We start from the raw sequence: 20,605 nt of genomic DNA, 5'->3' as shown, positions 1-20,605 counted from the left end.
AAAATCCCCTCCTCATTATCAGTATTAACATGATAGACGAGGAGGAGATAAAATATACTTCTATCTAACTATTGTGCTTTTTTACGATAAGCGTAAGAAGGGATCGATGACCATTTCGGGGTATTGTGCTGAAGTTTTGCCACAACTACCGTCATATCATCTTCAATTAAACCTGATTTTGTTCGAATAACTTCTTCCATAATTAAGTCTGCAATTTCTTGTGGATCGTTTGTTTGAAGCTCACCAATTTTTCGCTTCATCCACATTTCGTAGTTCTCAACGTGTCTCGGTCCTTCAAATACGCCGTCACTCATCATAATTAATAAGTCTTCCGCCTTCATTTGTTCATTCACAACATCCACTTCAAATTCTTCAATAATGCCCATTGGCAAATTGCTTGCCTGTATTTTAATAACCTTATCTCCACGTTTGATGAAGCTTGGCGTAGAACCGATTTTCAAGAAGTTTACATTGGCATCTTGTAAGTCGATCATCGCTAAATCTAACGTAGAAAAGATCTCATCGTTTGTACGCAGCGATAAAATAGAGTTAATCGATTTAATTGCAATTGTCTCTTCTATTCCTGTTTGTAAAATTTGCTTTAATAGCTGAAGCGTTTCGCTGCTTTCATAGTGGGCACGCTCTCCATTCCCCATACCATCGCTAATAGCTAGTGCATACTTACCAGCGTTTAGCTCAATCATGGAGTAGCTGTCACCGGATACAAACCCTCCGCCTTTAGCAGCATGTGCTACGCCTGTATCAACAACGTACGCTTTTGTACAGCCAAATGAAACGTGGCAATAGCCTTGAGGATATTTAGCACATTCTTCGTTCTTTACTACAATACTTTCACCTAAAATATCTGTAAGCATTGGCGCAATAATCTTCTCGCATTCTCCTCTTCCGTGACAATATGGCACCCACATTTCAATATCTACATTTCCAGGTTCTAAGCTATAAATTTCAATTTGATTGATTTCCATCCCAAAGTTACGAAGAGCTTCTAAAATCTGTTCTTCTTGTACATTTAAATTTTCGCGCTCTCGCTTAATTTCTTTTGCAAAATTCCCCATGACTTCAGAAACACCGTGAAGCTGTTCTGCTACAATCCTTCTACTTTCTTGAATTTGGGCTTTTAAGTGCTGATTGGCTTTAAAATACGTAAGTTCATGCTCAATCACATCGATGACTTTTTTCGATTTCACACAATGTTTGTCCATTTCTCGAATTAGTCTTGGGTTTTGTTCAAGAGTGCCATTATCAACTTCAAGCATAATTTCCTTCATATATTCATAGGTTGTATCAAACTGCTGTGCCCAACATTGTTCTTTTTTAAAACAAAATTGGCACGTTCTTTCGGTAACGCTGCTTAAGAAATAATCAACTTCTTTATCCGCGCTTGGCTTTTCATCATAAAACCCATTTTGCGTAAAGCTTTTGGAAAGTGCTTGAAAAACATTTGAGAACTGTTCTACGCGATTCGCTGTTACATCTCGGATCTTGCGCACGTACTGCTGTTGTTCAAGCATGTTTTCAGATGTCCCTGGTACGAGTTTACTTAAGTTTTTCAAAACAAAAGATGGGGTTAATAAAAATAGGACAACGGCCGTCAGTGATTCATACAAATTAGTCGTCAATCCTTGATCTGCCTGAGCATATAGGCCAATTAGCAATGAACCAACAACCAGCCCAAGAGCTGCCCCTAGCTTTTTGCCGTCTTTTAAAAGTCCTCCAAGCAAGCCGGAAAAAGCGAGTAAACTCATTTCGTACAAACTAGAAACATTCGCGAAACTTAAAATTAAACCGGTTACGACCCCTACCGTAGCTCCTATCGTGGGGCCAGATACAAACGCAAAAACTAATACTAAGTAACGAGATAATATATGTTCAGCCGAAAGCCCGTAAATCATCCACCCTATTGTCCCCGTCATAACAGATGCCAACAAAATAATTAGAGAAATCACTTCTTCTGTTTTTAATGATTGTTTTCGCTTTCGGTATGAAATTAAAGGCACGCTTTGTAAGAAAATCATTGTTAAGATAAAGCTCAACCCTGCTTCTACTGCCACAAATGTAAAATCATACATGGTGAATTCCTTGGTAAACACATAAAAAATAGTTAGTTTTGTAAGTAACATCGCGCTAAATACAGTGAACGGCAGCTTCTTTAACGGATCCATTGTCAGTATGCCGCTAAATCGATGAATTAGTAAGAAAACAAATAGTGTAGCAAATACGGTACCTCCATTTTGAATGGAAACACTAAATGCCCCTGCCAATACGGCTAAACTTGCTAGCGGTGCTTTTTCTTTCTTTATAGCCATTACAGCTGCAAAGAATGGCAAAGCAAATGGCATGATTTTCATTAAAATTAACGCTCGTCCTAATAAAAAACCTACGACTAGCAGCAACAATCCCCATTGAAATAACACCTTTTCCGTTTTCATACCCGCCTTTGTAAACACACGGGACATTTCTAATCTAGTTCGGTTAAATACCGCCTCTGTTGTTGGACTTGCAAAATCTCTTTCCGTCTTTTGCATTCTCCCACCACCCGCTAATTATACTTATTCGTTATTATATCGCGGCGAAAGGTGAAATTTTGTCAAACGGACTAGCAAAATACCTATAATCGTTCGACTATTTTCTAGTATTATATTGAAAACTATACAAAAAGATGTACAATCTTACATGGCAATTTAAAAAATATCAGAGATACTGTTTGCCTCAGAGAAAGCCTATGCTCATCATTCTTTTTTAAAAGCAAATAAAAGTCTATAAAAATAACAAAAAGTTATTGACAATAACCCTGCTTTTTTATATTATTATAAATGTCTTTTAGAGAACGTATAATGGCGGTGTAGCTCAGCTGGCTAGAGCGTACGGTTCATACCCGTGAGGTCGGGGGTTCGATCCCCTCCGCCGCTACTCGAATAACGGCCCGTTGGTCAAGCGGTTAAGACACCGCCCTTTCACGGCGGTAACACGGGTTCGAATCCCGTACGGGTCATCAAAAAGCATGTACAACAGTACATGCTTTTTTTCTACTCTTTTTTATATATAAAAAAAGCACCTTTTAGATAAAAGGTACTTTTCAAAAACTCGCTATCTATTTGATATAAGCAGCAAGTTAACCGCGTTTTGCACCGCGTCCACCGCGTTTTGATTCGGTATGGCGTTTTAGGGAAGATAAACGTTCTTCACTGTCTTTTAAGAAACGATTCATTTTTTGTTCGAATGTTTCTTTTGTACGGAAATCATTACCGCCACCACGATTGTTATTACGTTGTGGGCGTGAATCACGTGGACGGTCTGAGCGTGGCGCTCTTGCAGGACGCTCTGGTCTTTCTGGACGTTCTGGTTTGTCTACCGCTTTCTTAATTGAAAGACCAATTTTACCATCTTTCTCAACGTTAATTACTTTGACTTCAACTTCGTCACCCACTTTTAAATGGTCGTTAATGTCCTTTACGTAATTATCAGCTACTTCACTGATATGAACCAAGCCTGTTGAACCTCCTGGTAACTCAACAAAAGCTCCAAAGTTCGTAATACCTGTTACCTTTCCCTGTAACTTGCTGCCTACTTCGATTGACATAAAAAAAATGCTCCTCCTTAAATGATAAAAGAAATCAATTTATTATATTATACAAAAAGCAAAAATACACTGTCAACGAACCATACGTTTAGTCTTTTTTTACATTAAAGATAATTTCCCCGTCTTCTGATAAAAAATAATCTCTGCGGGCAATCTTTTTAATATAATCATCGTCATTTAACTTGACGATTTCACCTTTTAACTGTTTTTGCTTGCTTTGTAATTTTGTCAGCTGTTGTTCTAATTTCACCTTCTCAGCTTTTTTGTTCTCAATAGCTGAGGTTTGCGTAATTAAAGCTGATACCATCAATCCACCAATGATTAAGGCCAACACTCCGAAAACAGTCAAACGCCTAATTAAACCGATACGCTTTCGATCTGTATTTTGTTTAATTTGCTCTTGTTTATGGCTATAATCAGTATTTAACTTCGCGACCTTTTTTTTCGTACCGCACTCATTGAATTAGTCGTCCCCCTTGTTTTTTAAAGTGTTCACCCATGCAACGATTCTCATTATCATATTCTTTGCACGATTGTAAATTCCTTCTATATACCGAAAACCCATATGTAAAAATCGTTTTACAGGTTTAGGCATCATTCTCCAAAATACGAAAAGAACCCACCTGGTCGGTACGTAAATAAGCTTTAGACAGAATACGAGCAGCTTATGAACAGCTCGGTAGATCCCTAAAGCGACTACAACTAAAATATGAATAAAGAAGCGGATAGGCTTGACCAAAAAAATATTACTAAGCGTTAAAACACCTCGATATAAACTTAATACGCTCGAGACAGTAAATGTTAATACTTTTAAATACAGTGATTGAAATAAGCTTTGATACGCGGCAAAGCCGCAAAACAAAGCAAGAAACGCATACAAACGCAGTTCTCCTTCATTCACTAAAAACAACACATAAAAAATGAGAAGAGCTTGCACCATCCAAAACAATACGTCATTCACAAATACAAACCAGGGGCGTGATTTAGAGCGATTAACAAAGTAACGATAAGTATCGAGAGAAGCACCTAAACCGCTTCCCATCGATACCATCGCAAGCATTGTATAGAGCTGAATGTTTAAACTCATCGAAACAACTTACTAAAGAATCCTTTAGCCTTCTCCGATTGGTTCTCATCTAAGTAAACTATATCAAAGATTTTTCCTTTTATCGATACAATTCCTTGATCAACGTCTAAATTTTTCATTTGCAGATTTTGCCCTCTAACTGACAAGAAACCCATCACTGTTTCAAGTAAAAATTCCTCATTGTCAAAGCTCTCTACCTGCTTCACACCCGTGATATCTAAGAGACGCCGACCCTTCATCACTAAATCATGATTTGGAGTATGGTCTTTGTTTGAATTGCTTGTTTCGTAAAATTGGCTCATATCTTCATCCCCACCTCATTCATTAAGAGCATTCGCTCTTGTTATCTGTTGTTTAAAACATATGAATGAGAAAGGTGATTTAGAACAAGCCTTCATCAGTTATACTTCAGATGAAATACGTTCTTCTTTGACAATTGAGTACAAATTAGCTGCTTCTTCTTTTTTAGCTGCTTCTTGAAGAGCCTCTATTTTAACGGTAATTTTCTTCGTGCCAAATGTGATCGCTAATTCATCTCCTACTTTCACATTTGTGCTTGCTTTTGCAACGATACCATTAATGGTAATACGGCCCTTGTCTGATACTTCTTTTGCTAATGTACGGCGCTTAATTAAACGTGATACTTTTAAAAATTTATCTAACCTCATAATTCCCTCACCTTTCTGTTTTACAAACCTGTTTTTTTAGCTTCTTCCCAAAATTCATCTAACTCTTCTAACGAAAAAGATTCAAATGGTTTTTCAGAAGCTCTCACTTTTTCTTCAATATATTGAAATCGATTTAAAAATTTTGTATTCGTTTTAGCTAATGCAGCTTCAGAGTCGATTTTATAGAATCTTGCAATATTCACTAAAGCAAATAAAATATCTCCAAATTCATCGCTCATTTTTTCTTTATCAGCATGCTGTACTTCCTCTTGGAATTCAGCAAGTTCTTCCTGTACTTTTTCCCACATAGGTTCAACTTCTGACCAATCGAAACCAACTTTTGCAGCTTGTTTTTGGTATCCATGCGCTTTCATTAAAGAAGGCATAGCCCCAGGTACAGAAGCTAACAGAGAAGAAGGTTCCTCTCCTTTTTCTTCTTTTTTAATTTCATCCCAATTTTTTAAGACCTCGTCTGCATCATTTACGCTTACTTCACCAAATACATGCGGATGGCGCCTTACCATTTTCTCTGCAACACTGCGAATGACATCATCAATTGAAAACATTCCTTCATCTTCACCGATTTGTGCATGAAGCAATACCTGCAGCAATACATCACCAAGCTCTTCAATCATATTATCGTCATCTTGACGGTCAATTGCATCTAATAACTCATAAGACTCTTCTAACAAATATCGCTTGAGCGATTCATGCGTTTGTTTTTGATCCCAAGGACATCCGTTTGGTCCTCTGAGCGTGGCAATAATCCTTCTGAATGCGTCAAATTGATGGTATAAAATTGTTTCATCTGCTACTGGAGGGACATAAATAGTCGTTAAGTTATTGAGCGACATTTCTCTATCCAATTCATACAGCTTGACCGGCTGGATTTTTTCTTCACTGCTTCCCGCTGCTGTTACAATGTAAACGAGGTAATCATCAGGAACGTGTTCCATCAGCGTTAGCTTTACCTCTGAGGCAACGAACTGATCGTACACTTGAGCAATTAGAACATGACCGGTTAACTCTATTTCGCTTCGCTTTAAATCTGTTCCGTCTAGCAGCTGAAACCCTTCGATAGGATCGATCTTTAGCGCACCAAAAATTGGGTCTAAGAAGCTTTGTCCTCCTTTAATTTCAACAGGAATGCCTCGTTCTTTTCCTTTTTGTAAAAGTAATTGAACCGTACGTTCTGCCACTAAAGGGTGCCCCGGAACGGCATACACCACTTCTTCTATTGAAGCTTTATCGATTAAATCATTTGATATATGTTCATATACCTCTTCAAATGCATCATAAGATTCGTATACGTCATCATAGGATACATACGTCAAGCCTTCACTTTCTAATTCTTTGATTACAGGATGTTCTTTTGTGCGCATATAAATATGCTTTTCCTGCTGTAGCGAGCGATAAATGCCTACAGGTAGCTGTGCTAAATCGCCTGCTCCTAAACCAATAACTGTTACTTTACCTGTCATTGCTTCACCTTCTTATTTATTTTTTAATACGTATTTAGCTAAAACACTTCCCATTGGAAGTAAACGTAATTCCTCTTCGGTAAAAATATGTTGTTTCATAATGATAAACAAATAAAACAAACCGCCTATTAAAACACCCGCTCCTGTTTCACCCACTTGTTTGCTTGTATCTAAACCATTAGACCATACAAAGTGATGTAAACAAAATAAATAGCTTTGCAAAAGAACGACCATTGCTATGCCCGTTATAAAAATACCTCCACTCGCCTTTTTCGGAACAAGAGGTACAGCTAGCTTTTTATACAGACAAAATAGATTGATTGCTGCAACGATAGCGAATCCAGTTGAGGAAGCAATGGCTGCTCCTATGGTTTGAAAATCTGGTATTAGCCAAAGATTCAATATCAGTTTGACTGCCATGCCAGCGATGACGGCTATTACAGGCGCGAAAACAGCGCCCATCCCCTGCAGCACAGCTCCAGCAGTTGCTGCTACTGTTGTAAATATAACTAACAAGCTCAAAATTTGTAAAACGTCCGTTCCGTGGGAGTCACCGTATAAAAGCATATTAATGGGTTTCATCAGCGCAATCAAGCCAAAAGCTGCTCCAACTCCAACTACAAGCGATAGACGAAGAGACAGCTGAACTTTTTCAACCACAAATGACAGGTTCTTTTTCGCAATGGCTGAAGAAATAACAGGTACAAGCGAAAGCGAAAAAGCTGTACCTACTACTGTACCTAATTGAATCAACGGAAGACCGCGGTCGTAAATACCTTTTAAAATTTGTGCTGCTTCTTCAGCCATGCCGTGCGCCGTTAGACTAGAATATAAAGTAAAGGAGTCAATAAGCTGGATAAACAGCAGACCCATACCGCTAATACAAATTAATAAGCCTTGAATAACAAGGATTTTAAATATTCTCTTGATGTCTGCTTTTTTTATGCGTTGAAATATTCCCTTAGAATTTGTCTTTGTTCTAAAAACAAATAAAAATAAAATAATAAGGGATGTTATACCGCCTGTTATAGAACCAAAAATAGCTCCCGCCCCTGCAGTATATAAATCATAACCATGTTGGATCAAGAAAATAGATAGATACAAAATAGTCCCTACCCGTACAACTTGTTCTGCAATTTGAGACAGCGCTGTAGGAAACATATTATGTAATCCTTGATAATAACCACGAATAACAGCAATAAATGGAATAAGTAAAAAGGAAAATGAAATAATTTGAATGAGAATCGTTAACTTACGATCTCCCATCCACTCGGCAATCGTTTCTGCGAAAATATATTCGAACGCAAATATCGTGCAGCCTACTACAAACAAAAAAGCAAACGAAACTTGAAGTATTCCTCGGATTTCCTTTCTCCGATTTGTTACCGCATACTCAGCTACTAACTTTGAAATAATTACAGGGAAACCATATGTACCTAGCTGTAGCGCAATTCCATATAGCGGATAAACTTGCTGATAGATATAAAACCCTATATCTCCCGCGATATGGTGATATGGAATACGATAAGTGGCACTTAAGATTTTCGTAAATAAACCTGCGAGCGTTAAAATAACGGCGCCATTAAAAATAGAATAGAGCTTTGATTGTTTCTGCATTCCTACACCTTTCACCTGCAGCTTGTAATGATATGAACAACTCTTTTTATTAGCCGCTAACCGTAATAGAATAGAGCTTTGTTCTTATAAAACATCCTGCACTTTCCAATAAATAAAATACCGTACCATTATATCATGTTCTCTTTATTTCTAAGGTAAGACAGCATGAAAAAAGGCAGCAGAAACTGCTACCTTTTCAGTAAATAATGTAAAATAAAGATAATTACGCTTACTGCTCCATTTGACGAGATAAGAAGCTAGCTGCTGTTTCGGCTGCTTTATGCTCTACTTCACCAAGAGACTTATCTTTCGAGAAAATGACAACAGCTCCAATCGGATCTCCATTTGCAATAATCGGACCGATTGTGTAAGAAGAAATATTTTCTTCATATCCATCGACAAATTCAAGGTTTTTCCCATCAGTTACTAAAGAAGAACTGCGGCTTTCCATAACAGATTCCACTAACGAACTAATGTTTTTATTTAAGTATTCTTTTTTAGAACTTCCCGCTACCGCAATAAATACATCGCGGTCACAAATAAGTACAGGATGACCTAAGCTATCGTATAACGCTTCGCCATACTCTTTTGCAAAGTCTCCCAATTCACTAATTGGCGAATATTTCTTTAAAATAACTTCTCCATCCCGATCGACGAAAATCTCTAGCGGATCTCCCTCTCGGATGCGAAGCGTTCTTCTAATTTCTTTTGGAATCACAACGCGACCCAAATCATCAATACGACGAACAATACCTGTTGCTTTCATTCATTGAAGCCTCTCTTTCATATGATGATTAAAATAGTTGGTGAATATCACTGATGGCTATATGATAAAAGGTTCACCTTTGTTGAGGTTAGTATTCTTCACTCTACAACTTCTATTCACCAACCATCTCTTTTTTTGTTAAAAAGTGTGCTTTTATTAAAAAAATGTCCAAAAAACCGCCAAAACATGGGGATTTGGATATTTTTATTCTGACTATACAAAAGAGGCTGGGACATAACTAAACCTATCTCGCCTAAAGACGAATAAATAGGAGAAATGAGGTGAACCGCTTGAGACACCGCTACTGATTTACGTGCAAGACTTCGCTTTCCGCGGGCAGCCGGTGATCACCATATCAATAAAAAAACCGAACGAGTTGGATTCTTTATCAAGAACCTCAATTCATCGTTCGGATTTTCCTTTAACTAAAATACTTTTGTCTTGCCTGTTTTAATTCGTAACTTGTTCTTTTTTAACAGTGGCTACTCCTTTTACTAACTGATACACAATATTGAGCCATTCTTTTTGAGCAAGTCCTTTTACATTAACCACTAATTTTACTTTCTTGCCTTCCATGCCTAAGCTGACCATTCTGCCAAATTGATCACCTAGCATGAATAATTTTTGGCCGTCTACCGTTGAGCTCGCTTCTTCAGACAGCAGAATAGAAATTTCTTGTTTTGACTGAAGAATAGATTCTACTAAGTTCTGCGTTGCATATACTTTTGTTTCAGCTACTTTAAACAAATACTCAACCTCAGCCGGATACTCTCCAAAACGATCAATCATTTCATCCTGCAATTCTTGAATATCTTCTAGTGCTTCAATTCCTCTAAAGCGCTTATACATCTCAATTTTCAAGCGGCCGTCTGTAATGTACTGATCAGGAATATAAGCGTCTAAGTCCAGATTCATTTCCACATTAAATTTCACACTTTCTCCGTCAGACCCGCGTCTTTCCTCTATCGCTTCTTTAAGCATTTGTGAGTAGAGATCGAAACCGACGGAATCGATAAATCCATGCTGCTGAGCACCCAGTAAGTTTCCGGCACCACGTATTGAAAGATCACGCATAGCAATTTTAAAACCAGAACCTAATTCGGTGAATTCTTTAATAGCTTGCAGACGCTTTTCAGCTACTTCTGTCAGTACTTTGTCTTTGTGATACGTAAAGTACGCATATGCCACGCGATTTGAACGACCTACACGCCCTCTTAATTGATACAGTTGTGATAATCCCATCTTATCAGCATTATTGACAATAAGCGTATTTACATTGGGAATATCTACTCCTGTTTCGATAATGGTTGTACTCACAATCACATCATATTCGCCTTCTAAAAAGCTTAAGATAACCGCTTCGAGTTCGGTTTCGTTCATTTTTCCGTGGGCATACGTTACCCTAGCATCAGGCACGAGCATCGAAATTTCTTCTGCTTTTCGTTCAATATCTTCTACGCGATTATATAAAAAGTAAACTTGGCCATCACGCGCTAACTCACGCTCAATCGCTTCACGAACTAAAACCGGATTATACTCCACTACATATGTTTGAACCGGAAAACGATTTTCAGGCGGCGTTTCAATAACAGACAAATCCCTTACGCCCAACATAGACATATGTAATGTTCGTGGAATAGGTGTTGCTGTAAGTGTAAGGACATCAACGTTTGCTTTCATTTGCTTGATTTTTTCCTTGTGCGTTACACCAAAACGCTGCTCTTCATCGATAACTAACAACCCTAAATCTTTATAAATCACGTCTTTAGATAGTAAACGATGTGTACCAATCACTACATCTACGGTCCCGTTTTTTAGCCCTTTAATTGTTTCTTGCTGCTGTTTACGGCTGCGAAAGCGGCTCAATAGCCCAATGTTGATTGGATAGTCTTGAAAACGCTCACGGATGGTTTCATAGTGCTGCTGAGCTAAAATAGTGGTTGGCACTAAAATAGCCACTTGTTTTCCATCTGTCACAGCTTTAAATGCAGCACGAATGGCTACTTCTGTTTTTCCATATCCAACGTCTCCACAAAGCAGACGATCCATTGGTCTTTCATGTTCCATATCCTTTTTAATTTCTTGTACAGAACGAAGCTGATCTTCGGTTTCTTGATAAGGGAAAGCTGTTTCAAATTCTCTCTGTAAATCGCCATCCGGGGAAAATGCATAACCTTTACTTGCTTCACGCTCTGCATACAGTTTAATTAAGTCATCAGCGATGTCTTGAACAGAAGACTCAACTTTTCGTTTCACTTTCTTCCAGTCATTTCCGCCAAGTTTATATACTTTTGGCTCTTTCCCTTCAGAGCCTACATATTTTTGTACTTGATCAATCTGTTCAACAGGAACGTACAGCTTGTCAGAGCCTTCATATTTGATATGGATATAATCTTTATGATTACCGTTAATCTCTAACGTTTCCATTCCTAAATAACGACCAATACCGTGGTTCACGTGAACGACATAGTCACCTACGTTTAACTCTGAATAGCTTTTAATACGCTCTGCATTGGAGAGCTTTTGACGACGCTTTGATTTCTTTACCCGTTTTTTAAACAATTCTTCCTCGGTTAAAACAGCTAATTTTTGCATCGGTAGTTCAAAGCCCATTTGTAAATCGCCTTCAATAATTTGAACAAGACCTGGCACAAGCTGACCATTTCCATCTAAAATAGATGAATCAATATCATAATCTGCTAGCACACCTTCAAGTTTTTTCACTCGCTCTTTATCTGCTCCTAAGAGGACTACCGTATAATTAGCATTTTTCCAACGTTCAATTTCACTTTTTAATAAGTTCATTTGGCCGTAAAACTGCTGCATCTGCTTACATGAAATATTAATAATATTTTGCGGACTCGTATACGATACGTGCTTCAAAAATAACGATAAGTATAAAAACTGATGTTTTGCTCGCTGAATAAGAGATGGGAGCTTATGAGATAATTGAACGTCTCGAACAATTTGCCCCTGTCCTAATAATTCGGTTATCCATTCAGCTTCCTCTGTTTCAAGCTGATCAGACGTTTCTTGAATTCGAGTGGTCTCATCAAAGATGACAAGGCCGCCTTCTGGTAAATAATCTAGTAAACTAGCAGGCGATTCGTAGAAGAATGATAAATACTTGAACATATTTTCAAGAAGTTGACCTTGACGCAGCTGTTCGATTTCACCTTTAATATTTTCTGTTAAGGTAGCTTTTAGCGCCGCGTTTTTCACTTGTTGCAGCGTCGAAGCCAGCTGTGCTTCTAGTTCTTCAATTCCTTGGGCCACTTCATTTTGGTTCACAATGATTTCCGTAGCAGGGCCGATTGAAATTTCTTTTAACTGCTCTTGAGAGCGTTGATCCTCGATTGTAAAAGTACGAATGGAATCAATCTCCGTATCAAATAGTTCAATTCGGACAGGTAGCTCTTCTGTTAACGGATAAATATCAATGATTCCTCCGCGCACACTAAACTCACCCGGAGCTGAAACCATCGATGCCCGCTCATAACCCAACTCAACTAACCTTTTTAAATAATGATCAACGTTGATGTCAATTCCCATTTGAAACGGCAGCTGTGTTTGCTCCCATCTTGCTTTAGGAGGCAGCAGCTTTCGAATTCCTGCAAGCGGTGTTACAACTACTCCACCTGTATGTTGACTCCAATAATTGAGTACTTCAATTCGCTGAGCCTTTAATTCTGGACTTGCAATCCCCACTTCTGTAGCAACTAAATCGTTAACAGGGTATAAGAAAACGTCTTTTTCCGGTAAAAGATGCAAAAGGTCTTCATACACTTTTTGAGCTTGATATAAATTATGAGTCACTACTAATAAGGGGTATTTTTTATCCTCATTTAAGAGTGCCATTAATACAGATCGAGCTGAACCGGAAATTCCCGTTACTAACTGTTCTTTCAAACCTTCTTCTAAACTGCTGACAACAGCTCCAATTTCTTTATTTTCTTCAAATTGCTGTCTAATCCCTCGCAAAGGAATTCCCTCCTCCCATGATATGTCTAAACTAAACAGAAAAACGCTTTGGTTTGAGACCAAAGCTTTTTATTGTATAAATGTTTCGTACTGATGATAGTCTGGATTTCGTTCTAGCGCTTCTTGACAGTCTTCACAAATAATTTTAACCACGATATCTCCACTATTATGGTAGTGAATAAAGTCTTTTCGTTCATCTGCGGTTAGGTGATTAAAACCGAGTGCTTCTGTATTGTGAGCTGTCTTTTCTATCATACCGACTTTTGCGCCACAATGTCTACAGAAATAATGAATAGACATACAAATCCTCCCAAATCTTTTAGTGTTAGTATGGACGATTGAGAGAAATTTTATTCTACTTAATTATAGCGATTCATTACTTCTAAGAACGGTTTACCTAAAAAATCTTCACTCGCGTGTACAGACGTTTTCATCGCTTCTTCCATATGAACCATTTCATCTTCTGTAAAGCGCCCTAGTACGTAATCAACTACTTTCATACCGTTTTTCGGACGATCAATTCCAATACGAATTCGGTTAAACTCTTGGGTTTTTAAATGCTGAATAATTGATTTTATTCCGTTATGGCCGCCCGGACTTCCTTTTGTACGCAATCTTACTTTTCCGCACGGTAAATCTAAGTCATCGTAAATAACAAGCAAGTCTTCGACGTCTATATCAAAATAGTCCATTAACGGGCGAATACTTTCTCCTGATAAATTCATATATGTTAGAGGCTTTAATAATATGACTTTTTCTCCTTTTATTATACCTGTTCCATATATTCCGTTAAACTTTGTTTTATCTAATGAAATCATAAACTGTTCAGCAATTTTATCAATTGCCATAAATCCTATGTTATGACGAGTACGGTCATATTCTTTTCCAGGATTCCCTAAACCAACGATTAATTTCAAAATAGATACTCCTTTCCACTCTATGTAAGTTGTACATAATAGGTAAATGTCTTTAATGTTTTACATTACTATATAGTATCACTTTTATTATAATCAATTCACACAAAAAGACGTAACCTTTTGGTTACGTCTTTTTATATTATTCTTCGTTATCTTTTTCTTTTGTTGCTTCAACATTGCCTTCAGCATCCTGAACTTCGCCGCTGTCCGGCTCTTCTTCCTGCTGAGGAGGTAGGACAGAAGCAACTGTATCTTCTGCATCATGCGTAATTTCTAGCTTTTTACCTACCTTAATATCCGCTACTGTGATTGTATCATTAATTCCTAAATCTGATACATCTACATCAATAGATGATGGGATATCTTGCGGCAAGCCTTTTAATGAAATTTCATATAGAGACTGCTGTAATACGCCGCCTTCTTTTGTTCCTTTTGCTTCTCCTACTAGAGATAAAGAAACTTCAGTATCAATTTCTTTCTTCATGTCGACCACTTGGAAATCGGCGTGGACAATTTCGTTTTTTAATGGATCAGTTTGAATGTCATGTAACATTACGGAATATTTTTGCTTATCCACTTGTAATGTTAACACTCCATTGCGTCCTGCTTCACGAATAGTCTTAATAAAATCAGCACTGTTTAAGTAAATAGGTGTGGATTCTGTTTTATTTCCGTAAACAACCGCTGGGAAGTTTCCTTCGTCGCGAATCTTTCTATTTGTAGAATTTTTGAAATCCGTTCTTTTATTTGCTTGAATTGAAATACTCATTTTATTCACCTTCCAGTATGTTTTCTACTTAAAATGTACCCTTTTTAGAAGGTTGCTAAACATGAAACCCAGTTTGAACAGTAATATATCTTTGTTCCTTCCGTCCAAAGCGCTTTAAAATCAAGGGTTAGCACATTTAAATTTTTTTCAAAAAAACCTCTTTCCATTTGGAAAGAGGTTCTGTTTATCAATCAAATAATGTACTAACTGATTGCTCTTCGTGAACACGAATAATCGCTTCACCGATTAACGGAGCTACTGAAAGTTCTGTTACTTTATCAATTTTCTTATCTTCTGTTAAAGCAATAGAGTTTGTTACAGCTAGCTCTTTGATTGTAGAGTTTTGAATACGCTCAATCGCAGGGCCTGAAAGCACTGGGTGTGTACAACAAGCATATACTTCTTTTGCACCTGCTTCAATTAATGCACTTGCACCAATTGTAATTGTACCAGCTGTATCAATCATGTCATCAATCAAGATTGCTGTTTTGCCTTCCACTTGTCCAACAATGTTCATAACTTCTGCTACGTTTGGACGTGGGCGACGTTTGTCAATGATAGCGATCGGCGCTTTTAGACGTTCCGCTAAACGGCGAGCACGCGTTACGCCACCGTGGTCCGGAGATACAACAACAACGTCATCAAGGTTTTTACTCTTGAAGTATTCACCTAAAATTGGAACACCTACTAAATGGTCAATTGGAATATCGAAGAAACCTTGAATTTGAGGAGCGTGTAAATCTAATGTGATAATACGAGTAGCTCCCGCTTTTTCAATGATATTTGCTGCTAATTTGGCAGTGATTGGTTCACGTGCACGAGCTTTACGATCCTGACGAGCATAGCCATAGTAAGGCATAACGATGTTAATTGTTTTAGCTGATGCACGTTTTAATGCATCAATCATAATTAATAATTCCATTAAGTGTTCGTTAACTGGAGCACTTGTTGATTGAATGATAAATACATCACAACCACGGATACTTTCTTCAATGTTAATTTGAATTTCACCGTCACTGAAACGATCAACCGAACATTTACCTAATTCCACACCAATTACTTTTGCGATCTCTTCAGCTAAAGCCTTGTTTGAATTTAGCGTAAATAACTTTAAATTTTCATCAGCATATACATTTGACATTTTATTGTGAAACCTCCGTCAGGATTTTTTATTAATATCAAGCTTTTCAGCATAGTTTTCTTTATTTACCTGTTTCGCACGAGCAATTGATAATGCTTTTCCTGGCACATCATCCGTTACGGTTGAACCAGCTGCAACATAGGCGCCTTCACCAATTGTTACAGGTGCAATTAAGTTTGAGTTACATCCTACGAATGCCCCATCTTCAATCTTTGTTAAAAATTTATTTTTCCCATCGTAGTTAACTGTAATAGATCCGCACCCTAAGTTTACACCTTTTCCGACCTCTGCGTCTCCAATATAACTTAAATGAGAAGCTTTGCTACCTTTGCCAAAAGATGCTTTTTTAATTTCTACAAAGTTTCCTACGCGCACTTCATCTCCAATTAATGATTGAGGACGAATATGTGCAAATGGGCCAATTGTGACTTCGTGACCAATTTCACTATCGTGAGCAACAGAATGGCGAATAGAAGTATTATTACCTATTTTGCAATCTTTAATTTCACTGTTAGGTCCTACTTCACAATTCTCTCCAATTACAACTGTTCCTTGCATAACCGTACCAGGATAAATAATCGTATCTCTGCCAATGACAGCATCTGCTGAAATGTACGTGTTAGAAGGATCCACAATCGTCACTCCATTTAACATATGCTGCTTGTTGATGCGCTTTTTCATTGTTTCTTCTGCTTGAGACAGAGCAAATCGATCATTAACGCCCAATGTTTCAGCAAAATCGGATGTTTGATATGCAGAAATAATTTGACCTTCATTTTTTAGAATTTCGATAACATCAGGTAAATAATACTCTCCCTGTACATTATCATTTGAAACTTTTGAAAGTGTCTCAAATAATTTCTCATTATCAAAACAATACGTACCAGTATTAATTTCCTGTACAAGACGCTCTTGTTCCGTGGCATCTTTATGCTCAACAATCTTTTCAACAGACCCTTGTTCATTTCGAATGATGCGTCCATATCCTGTTGGATCTTCTGCATGAGCTGTTAAAATAGTTGCCATTGCATTTGTTGCTTCATGATGCTTTAATAAAGATTCAATTGTTTCAGCTGTAATAAGCGGAGTATCTCCACATACAACAATTGTCGTACCTTTTTCATGTGCAAGTAAAGATTCTGCTTGCATTACTGCATGAGCTGTTCCTAACTGCTCTTCTTGTAAAGCAAATAAGCTTTTATCTCCAACATGTGATTTCACTTTTTCGGCACCGTGACCTACAACTGTAATTAAATTTGTTAAATCCAAACGTGATAACTGATCAATTACGTGTTGCACCATCGGTTTGCCACACACAGGGTGTAACACTTTATATAAAGATGACTTCATACGTGTACCCTGACCAGCTGCCAATATGACTGCATATCTTTTTGACATAACAGGCCTCCAATTTTACCTTTTTATCCATTAAGAATATTATATCAAAAATGACAGCATTTCAAGGAATCATTTATAAGTCATGAATTTTATTTTTTGGTAATGCTAAAGTTTTACAAAGGTGTGAAATTATATAAGTGGTAATCAAAAAGAAAAGAGCCTACTTTTCAGTAGACTCTTAATGTATCATATGTTTACGAAGCACCCGCTTCTTCGAATTCAACTTCTACCTCACCTAAACGATGATATTCTGCTAGAACAGCATCTTGAATCTTTCCGCGAGTATTTGAATTGATTGGATGTGCAATATCACGGAACTCACCATCCGGTGTACGTTTACTTGGCATGGCTACAAATAAGCCATTATTACCATCAATCACACGAATATCATGAACAACAAATTCACCATCTAATGTGATTGAAGCAATCGCTCTCATACGTCCTTCAGTGTTCACGCGGCGTAATCTTACGTCAGTTACTTCCATCTTGTTCACCACCTTTTTCTATGCGAAGCTTTACATACTTAATTCCACAGAATTTTGTGTTTTCCTGCTATTCAGAAAAAATTTTTAGAAAATTTTCGCAAAAAAAGTGAACAATTGGAAGTTACTTGCTTTTTGTTAGAAATTTGTTAATTTAATTACCCTTTAACGAGCGCAATAACTTCAATTTCAACAAGTACATCTTTAGGTAGTCTCGCTACTTCTACACATGAACGTGCCGGCTTATGGTCGCCAAAGTAGTCACCATAGACTTCATTTAACGCTGCGAAGTCGTTCATATCTTTAATGAACACGGTTGCCTTTACAACTGTATTTAGAGAAGCTCCAGCTTCTTCAAGAACTGCTTTTAGATTTTCAAATACTTGCGTAGTTTGTACTTGAACATCTCCTTCGACCAACGTACCATCTGGACGAAGTGGAATTTGACCTGAACTGTAAAACAAGTTATTCACAACAATTCCCTGTGAATATGGACCAATAGCTTGCGGTGCATTTTTTGTTTGAACCTGTAACATATGTTCCTCTCCCTTACTTGATCAAATATATTTTAAGTAATTGCCTTCTTGTACACGAATTTGTTTATCTTTAATATTTACATCTGTTAATTGTACAAGGGACACATACTCATCCACTAAACGTTCTTCAATATCTTCTGATTCTACTAAAACTCCAATACCAGCAACAGTTGCATCGAACTCTTCAAGCAAGCTAACCATTCCATTTACAGTACCGCCAGCTTTCATGAAATCATCAATGATGAGTACATTTGACCCCACCGCTAAACTTCTTTTAGCTAACAGCATTGTTTGAATGCGCTTAGATGAACCCGACACGTAGTTAATACTAACGGTCGATCCTTCAGTTACTTTACTGTCTCTGCGCACAATAACAACGGGCACGTCTAAATACTGAGCAACCGCATACGCAATAGGAATACCTTTTGTTGCTACAGTCATCACCACATCGATTTTGCGGTTAGCAAAAAGCGATGCATACAAGCGACCGATTTTATTCACAACGCGGGGGTTCCCTAAAATATCAGTTAAATATAAATATCCACCTGGCAGTAAACGCTCAGGTTTTTCAATCAACCCACATAATTCTTGAACAAGCTGACCGGCTTCTTCATTCGTCATCTTTGGAATGAATTTAACTCCGCCGGCAGCCCCTGGTAGCGTAACCAAAGTTCCGATACCCTGCTGTTCAAAAGTTTGTTTAATAATCGCCATATCTTCGCTAATAGATGATTTTGCGGAATCGTATTTATCTGCAAAATACGTAAGAGGGATAAGGCGCTGAGGGTTTTGAATGAAATAGTTGGTCATATCAATTAATCGTCCACTACGTCGAAACTTCATAACATCCTCCTGAAATCCGAATATTGTAATGTAAATATAACATTAACATACGGATTTATTCAAGCGTTATTCGTTCACCTAGTAGCCTAACTGCATAAACTTTATCACAAAAGCCACGTAATCCATTATAAATGCGATGCATACGTGAATCATGCTGTACAAGTCCAAATACAGTTGGCCCACTGCCGCTCATGAGCACAGCATCGGCGCCAAAACGCTTTATTTGTTCTTTAATGAGAGCTACTTCCGGATGCATTTTCAGCGTTACTGCTTCCAATACATTTCCTACAAGGCTACACATTTGATCATAATTTCCTGATTGTATGGCGTGAACCATCTCATCTACTTTAGGATGATCCATCTCTTCAATTTTTAAGTTTCGATATACATCTGCTGTAGAAACACCTATTTCAGGCTTAGCCAAAATCACCCAGCAGCTTGGAGGTGCCTCAATATGCTCTACAATCTCTCCGCGCCCTGTAGCAAGAGCTGTCCCTCCATACACGCAAAAAGATACGTCAGAGCCAATCTCAGCCCCTATTTCTGCAAGTGTGTCTAATGATAACCCTAATTCCCATAACGTATTTAAACCGCGTAATGTAGCAGCCGCGTCACTGCTGCCTCCAGCTAATCCAGCAGCTACTGGAATATGTTTATCAATTAATATATTTACACCTTTTGAAATGTTATAACGTCGCTTCAAAATCTGCGCTGCCTGATAAGCGAGATTTCGCTGGTCATCTGGAACAAAGCGATTATGAGAATAGATAACAATTCGTCCATCTTCACGGTCAGAAAGTTCAATTCTGTCCGCTAAATCAATTGTTGTCATAATCATCTTAACTTCATGGTAACCATCTGGACGTTTATGTAACACATCAAGTGACAAATTTATTTTAGCCGGTGCTTTCACCATTAATTTCAACTTACTTCACCTACTTCATCTTATCGAGTTTAACGCTATTTTATCATAAAATGAACAAGATATAGCTGTTCATTTAAACATCTTTGTTTAATCCTCTGTTTTATCTTTCATTTTGGGACAAAAAAACCGAAGCGGTTATACACTTCGGTTTTCCTCATTTCACTTTAAATAGTCGTATAAGCATTGATTTTTACTATGCTATTGCTTTAGCTGCTGCTGTGCAAGCTCTACAGCTCGCTTCACCATATTGCCTGCGTCTTTTGCCCGAATAGCGCCCCAGCCTTCTGCTTGTACAGTATCGTAAAAACCAAGTTCTTTAGCCAGTTCTTCTTTCAGCTTCGATGACATAATCCCTCTACGCCTTGACATTGCACATGGCTCCTTTACGTATAA

At 37.8% G+C, this 20,605-nt stretch carries 20 protein-coding genes and 2 tRNA genes; 2 read left to right on the top strand and 20 right to left on the bottom strand.

Features of this window, described 5'->3' with window-relative positions; genetic code table 11:
- Positions 1-68: 68 nt before the first annotated feature.
- A complete protein-coding gene (gene spoIIE, locus Q5794_RS00430) occupies positions 69-2,546 on the bottom strand; it encodes a stage II sporulation protein E (RefSeq protein ID WP_192998235.1) in 2,478 nt (825 codons plus the stop codon).
- A gap of 311 nt (positions 2,547-2,857) precedes the next feature.
- Between spoIIE and Q5794_RS00425 the strand changes: the two genes are divergently transcribed.
- Together Q5794_RS00425 and Q5794_RS00420 are read left to right on the top strand one after the other, a co-directional pair.
- Positions 2,858-2,931: transfer RNA gene (locus tag Q5794_RS00425), tRNA-Met, on the top strand.
- Between the two features lie 10 nt (positions 2,932-2,941).
- Positions 2,942-3,013, top strand: a tRNA-Glu gene (locus tag Q5794_RS00420).
- Positions 3,014-3,133: 120 nt separating this feature from the next.
- Here Q5794_RS00420 and Q5794_RS00415 read toward each other — a convergent pair.
- The 19 genes from Q5794_RS00415 to Q5794_RS00325 all read right to left on the bottom strand — a co-directional run bounded on the left by Q5794_RS00415 (position 3,134) and on the right by Q5794_RS00325 (position 20,581).
- Positions 3,134-3,601: a S1 domain-containing RNA-binding protein gene (locus Q5794_RS00415; protein ID WP_013054879.1), complete on the bottom strand. Its 468-nt coding sequence runs from the start codon at positions 3,599-3,601 to the stop codon at positions 3,134-3,136.
- Between the two features lie 88 nt (positions 3,602-3,689).
- Positions 3,690-3,935 carry a septum formation initiator family protein gene (locus Q5794_RS00410; RefSeq protein ID WP_372780677.1) on the bottom strand — a complete coding sequence of 82 codons (246 nt, stop codon included), beginning with the start codon at positions 3,933-3,935 and terminating at the stop codon, positions 3,690-3,692.
- Between the two features lie 129 nt (positions 3,936-4,064).
- Positions 4,065-4,688 carry a spore cortex biosynthesis protein YabQ gene (yabQ, locus tag Q5794_RS00405; protein ID WP_029325203.1) on the bottom strand — a complete coding sequence of 208 codons (624 nt, stop codon included), beginning with the start codon at positions 4,686-4,688 and terminating at the stop codon, positions 4,065-4,067.
- Positions 4,685-4,990 (bottom strand): sporulation protein YabP, encoded by a 306-nt coding sequence (gene yabP / locus Q5794_RS00400; RefSeq protein ID WP_013054876.1) that lies wholly within the window; start codon positions 4,988-4,990, stop codon positions 4,685-4,687. The genes yabQ and yabP overlap by 4 nt, the downstream gene beginning before the upstream one ends.
- 99 nt (positions 4,991-5,089) lie before the next feature.
- A complete protein-coding gene (locus Q5794_RS00395; RefSeq protein WP_013054875.1) occupies positions 5,090-5,356 on the bottom strand; it encodes an RNA-binding S4 domain-containing protein in 267 nt (88 codons plus the stop codon).
- Positions 5,357-5,376: 20 nt separating this feature from the next.
- Positions 5,377-6,837: a nucleoside triphosphate pyrophosphohydrolase gene (gene mazG / locus Q5794_RS00390; RefSeq protein WP_214988693.1), complete on the bottom strand. Its 1,461-nt coding sequence runs from the start codon at positions 6,835-6,837 to the stop codon at positions 5,377-5,379.
- A 12-nt stretch (positions 6,838-6,849) separates the two neighbouring features.
- Positions 6,850-8,454 (bottom strand): polysaccharide biosynthesis protein, encoded by a 1,605-nt coding sequence (locus tag Q5794_RS00385; RefSeq protein ID WP_192998232.1) that lies wholly within the window; start codon positions 8,452-8,454, stop codon positions 6,850-6,852.
- Between the two features lie 229 nt (positions 8,455-8,683).
- Complete coding sequence (gene spoVT / locus Q5794_RS00380; RefSeq protein WP_013054872.1) at positions 8,684-9,220, bottom strand: stage V sporulation protein T; 537 nt, start codon at positions 9,218-9,220, stop codon at positions 8,684-8,686.
- A gap of 450 nt (positions 9,221-9,670) precedes the next feature.
- Complete coding sequence (gene mfd, locus Q5794_RS00375; protein WP_374988581.1) at positions 9,671-13,201, bottom strand: transcription-repair coupling factor; 3,531 nt, start codon at positions 13,199-13,201, stop codon at positions 9,671-9,673.
- 69 nt (positions 13,202-13,270) lie between these two features.
- A complete protein-coding gene (locus Q5794_RS00370; protein ID WP_013054869.1) occupies positions 13,271-13,501 on the bottom strand; it encodes an anti-sigma-F factor Fin family protein in 231 nt (76 codons plus the stop codon).
- A gap of 59 nt (positions 13,502-13,560) precedes the next feature.
- Positions 13,561-14,118, bottom strand: coding sequence for an aminoacyl-tRNA hydrolase (gene pth / locus Q5794_RS00365; protein WP_052500310.1), 558 nt, complete (start codon positions 14,116-14,118; stop codon positions 13,561-13,563).
- Between the two features lie 139 nt (positions 14,119-14,257).
- Positions 14,258-14,887, bottom strand: coding sequence for a 50S ribosomal protein L25/general stress protein Ctc (locus Q5794_RS00360; protein ID WP_214988689.1), 630 nt, complete (start codon positions 14,885-14,887; stop codon positions 14,258-14,260).
- A 187-nt stretch (positions 14,888-15,074) separates the two neighbouring features.
- Positions 15,075-16,028 carry a ribose-phosphate diphosphokinase gene (locus Q5794_RS00355; RefSeq protein ID WP_013054866.1) on the bottom strand — a complete coding sequence of 318 codons (954 nt, stop codon included), beginning with the start codon at positions 16,026-16,028 and terminating at the stop codon, positions 15,075-15,077.
- Between the two features lie 18 nt (positions 16,029-16,046).
- Entirely contained in the window at positions 16,047-17,426 is a 1,380-nt protein-coding gene (glmU, locus tag Q5794_RS00350; protein ID WP_374988580.1) for a bifunctional UDP-N-acetylglucosamine diphosphorylase/glucosamine-1-phosphate N-acetyltransferase GlmU, read from the bottom strand.
- A gap of 194 nt (positions 17,427-17,620) precedes the next feature.
- Positions 17,621-17,911 carry a septation regulator SpoVG gene (spoVG, locus tag Q5794_RS00345; RefSeq protein WP_013054864.1) on the bottom strand — a complete coding sequence of 97 codons (291 nt, stop codon included), beginning with the start codon at positions 17,909-17,911 and terminating at the stop codon, positions 17,621-17,623.
- Positions 17,912-18,066: 155 nt separating this feature from the next.
- Complete coding sequence (locus Q5794_RS00340) at positions 18,067-18,444, bottom strand: RidA family protein (RefSeq protein WP_192998229.1); 378 nt, start codon at positions 18,442-18,444, stop codon at positions 18,067-18,069.
- A 21-nt stretch (positions 18,445-18,465) separates the two neighbouring features.
- A complete protein-coding gene (purR, locus tag Q5794_RS00335) occupies positions 18,466-19,287 on the bottom strand; it encodes a pur operon repressor (protein ID WP_013054862.1) in 822 nt (273 codons plus the stop codon).
- 55 nt (positions 19,288-19,342) lie between these two features.
- Complete coding sequence (ispE, locus tag Q5794_RS00330; protein ID WP_013054861.1) at positions 19,343-20,212, bottom strand: 4-(cytidine 5'-diphospho)-2-C-methyl-D-erythritol kinase; 870 nt, start codon at positions 20,210-20,212, stop codon at positions 19,343-19,345.
- A 198-nt stretch (positions 20,213-20,410) separates the two neighbouring features.
- Positions 20,411-20,581 carry a small, acid-soluble spore protein, alpha/beta type gene (locus Q5794_RS00325; protein WP_013054860.1) on the bottom strand — a complete coding sequence of 57 codons (171 nt, stop codon included), beginning with the start codon at positions 20,579-20,581 and terminating at the stop codon, positions 20,411-20,413.
- Positions 20,582-20,605: the final 24 nt, after the last annotated feature.

The organism is Priestia megaterium, from assembly GCF_041941685.1.
GTDB classification, from domain to species: domain Bacteria; phylum Bacillota; class Bacilli; order Bacillales; family Bacillaceae_H; genus Priestia; species Priestia megaterium_C.
This window is presented reverse-complemented; position numbering and strand designations above follow the sequence as displayed.

What these genes read in the sequence shown, in the direction of transcription:
- spoIIE (WP_192998235.1), bottom strand. Translation starts at nt 2,546, where the DNA reads ATGCAAAAGACGGAAAGAGATTTTGCAAGTCCAACAACAGAGGCGGTA.
- Q5794_RS00415 (WP_013054879.1), bottom strand. Translation starts at nt 3,601, where the DNA reads ATGTCAATCGAAGTAGGCAGCAAGTTACAGGGAAAGGTAACAGGTATT.
- yabQ (WP_029325203.1), bottom strand. Translation starts at nt 4,688, where the DNA reads ATGAGTTTAAACATTCAGCTCTATACAATGCTTGCGATGGTATCGATG.
- yabP (WP_013054876.1), bottom strand. Translation starts at nt 4,990, where the DNA reads ATGAGCCAATTTTACGAAACAAGCAATTCAAACAAAGACCATACTCCA.
- Q5794_RS00395 (WP_013054875.1), bottom strand. Translation starts at nt 5,356, where the DNA reads ATGAGGTTAGATAAATTTTTAAAAGTATCACGTTTAATTAAGCGCCGT.
- mazG (WP_214988693.1), bottom strand. Translation starts at nt 6,837, where the DNA reads ATGACAGGTAAAGTAACAGTTATTGGTTTAGGAGCAGGCGATTTAGCA.
- Q5794_RS00385 (WP_192998232.1), bottom strand. Translation starts at nt 8,454, where the DNA reads ATGCAGAAACAATCAAAGCTCTATTCTATTTTTAATGGCGCCGTTATT.
- spoVT (WP_013054872.1), bottom strand. Translation starts at nt 9,220, where the DNA reads ATGAAAGCAACAGGTATTGTTCGTCGTATTGATGATTTGGGTCGCGTT.
- Q5794_RS00370 (WP_013054869.1), bottom strand. Translation starts at nt 13,501, where the DNA reads ATGTCTATTCATTATTTCTGTAGACATTGTGGCGCAAAAGTCGGTATG.
- Q5794_RS00360 (WP_214988689.1), bottom strand. Translation starts at nt 14,887, where the DNA reads ATGAGTATTTCAATTCAAGCAAATAAAAGAACGGATTTCAAAAATTCT.
- Q5794_RS00355 (WP_013054866.1), bottom strand. Translation starts at nt 16,028, where the DNA reads ATGTCAAATGTATATGCTGATGAAAATTTAAAGTTATTTACGCTAAAT.
- glmU (WP_374988580.1), bottom strand. Translation starts at nt 17,426, where the DNA reads ATGTCAAAAAGATATGCAGTCATATTGGCAGCTGGTCAGGGTACACGT.
- spoVG (WP_013054864.1), bottom strand. Translation starts at nt 17,911, where the DNA reads ATGGAAGTAACTGACGTAAGATTACGCCGCGTGAACACTGAAGGACGT.
- Q5794_RS00340 (WP_192998229.1), bottom strand. Translation starts at nt 18,444, where the DNA reads ATGTTACAGGTTCAAACAAAAAATGCACCGCAAGCTATTGGTCCATAT.
- purR (WP_013054862.1), bottom strand. Translation starts at nt 19,287, where the DNA reads ATGAAGTTTCGACGTAGTGGACGATTAATTGATATGACCAACTATTTC.
- Q5794_RS00325 (WP_013054860.1), bottom strand. Translation starts at nt 20,581, where the DNA reads ATGTCAAGGCGTAGAGGGATTATGTCATCGAAGCTGAAAGAAGAACTG.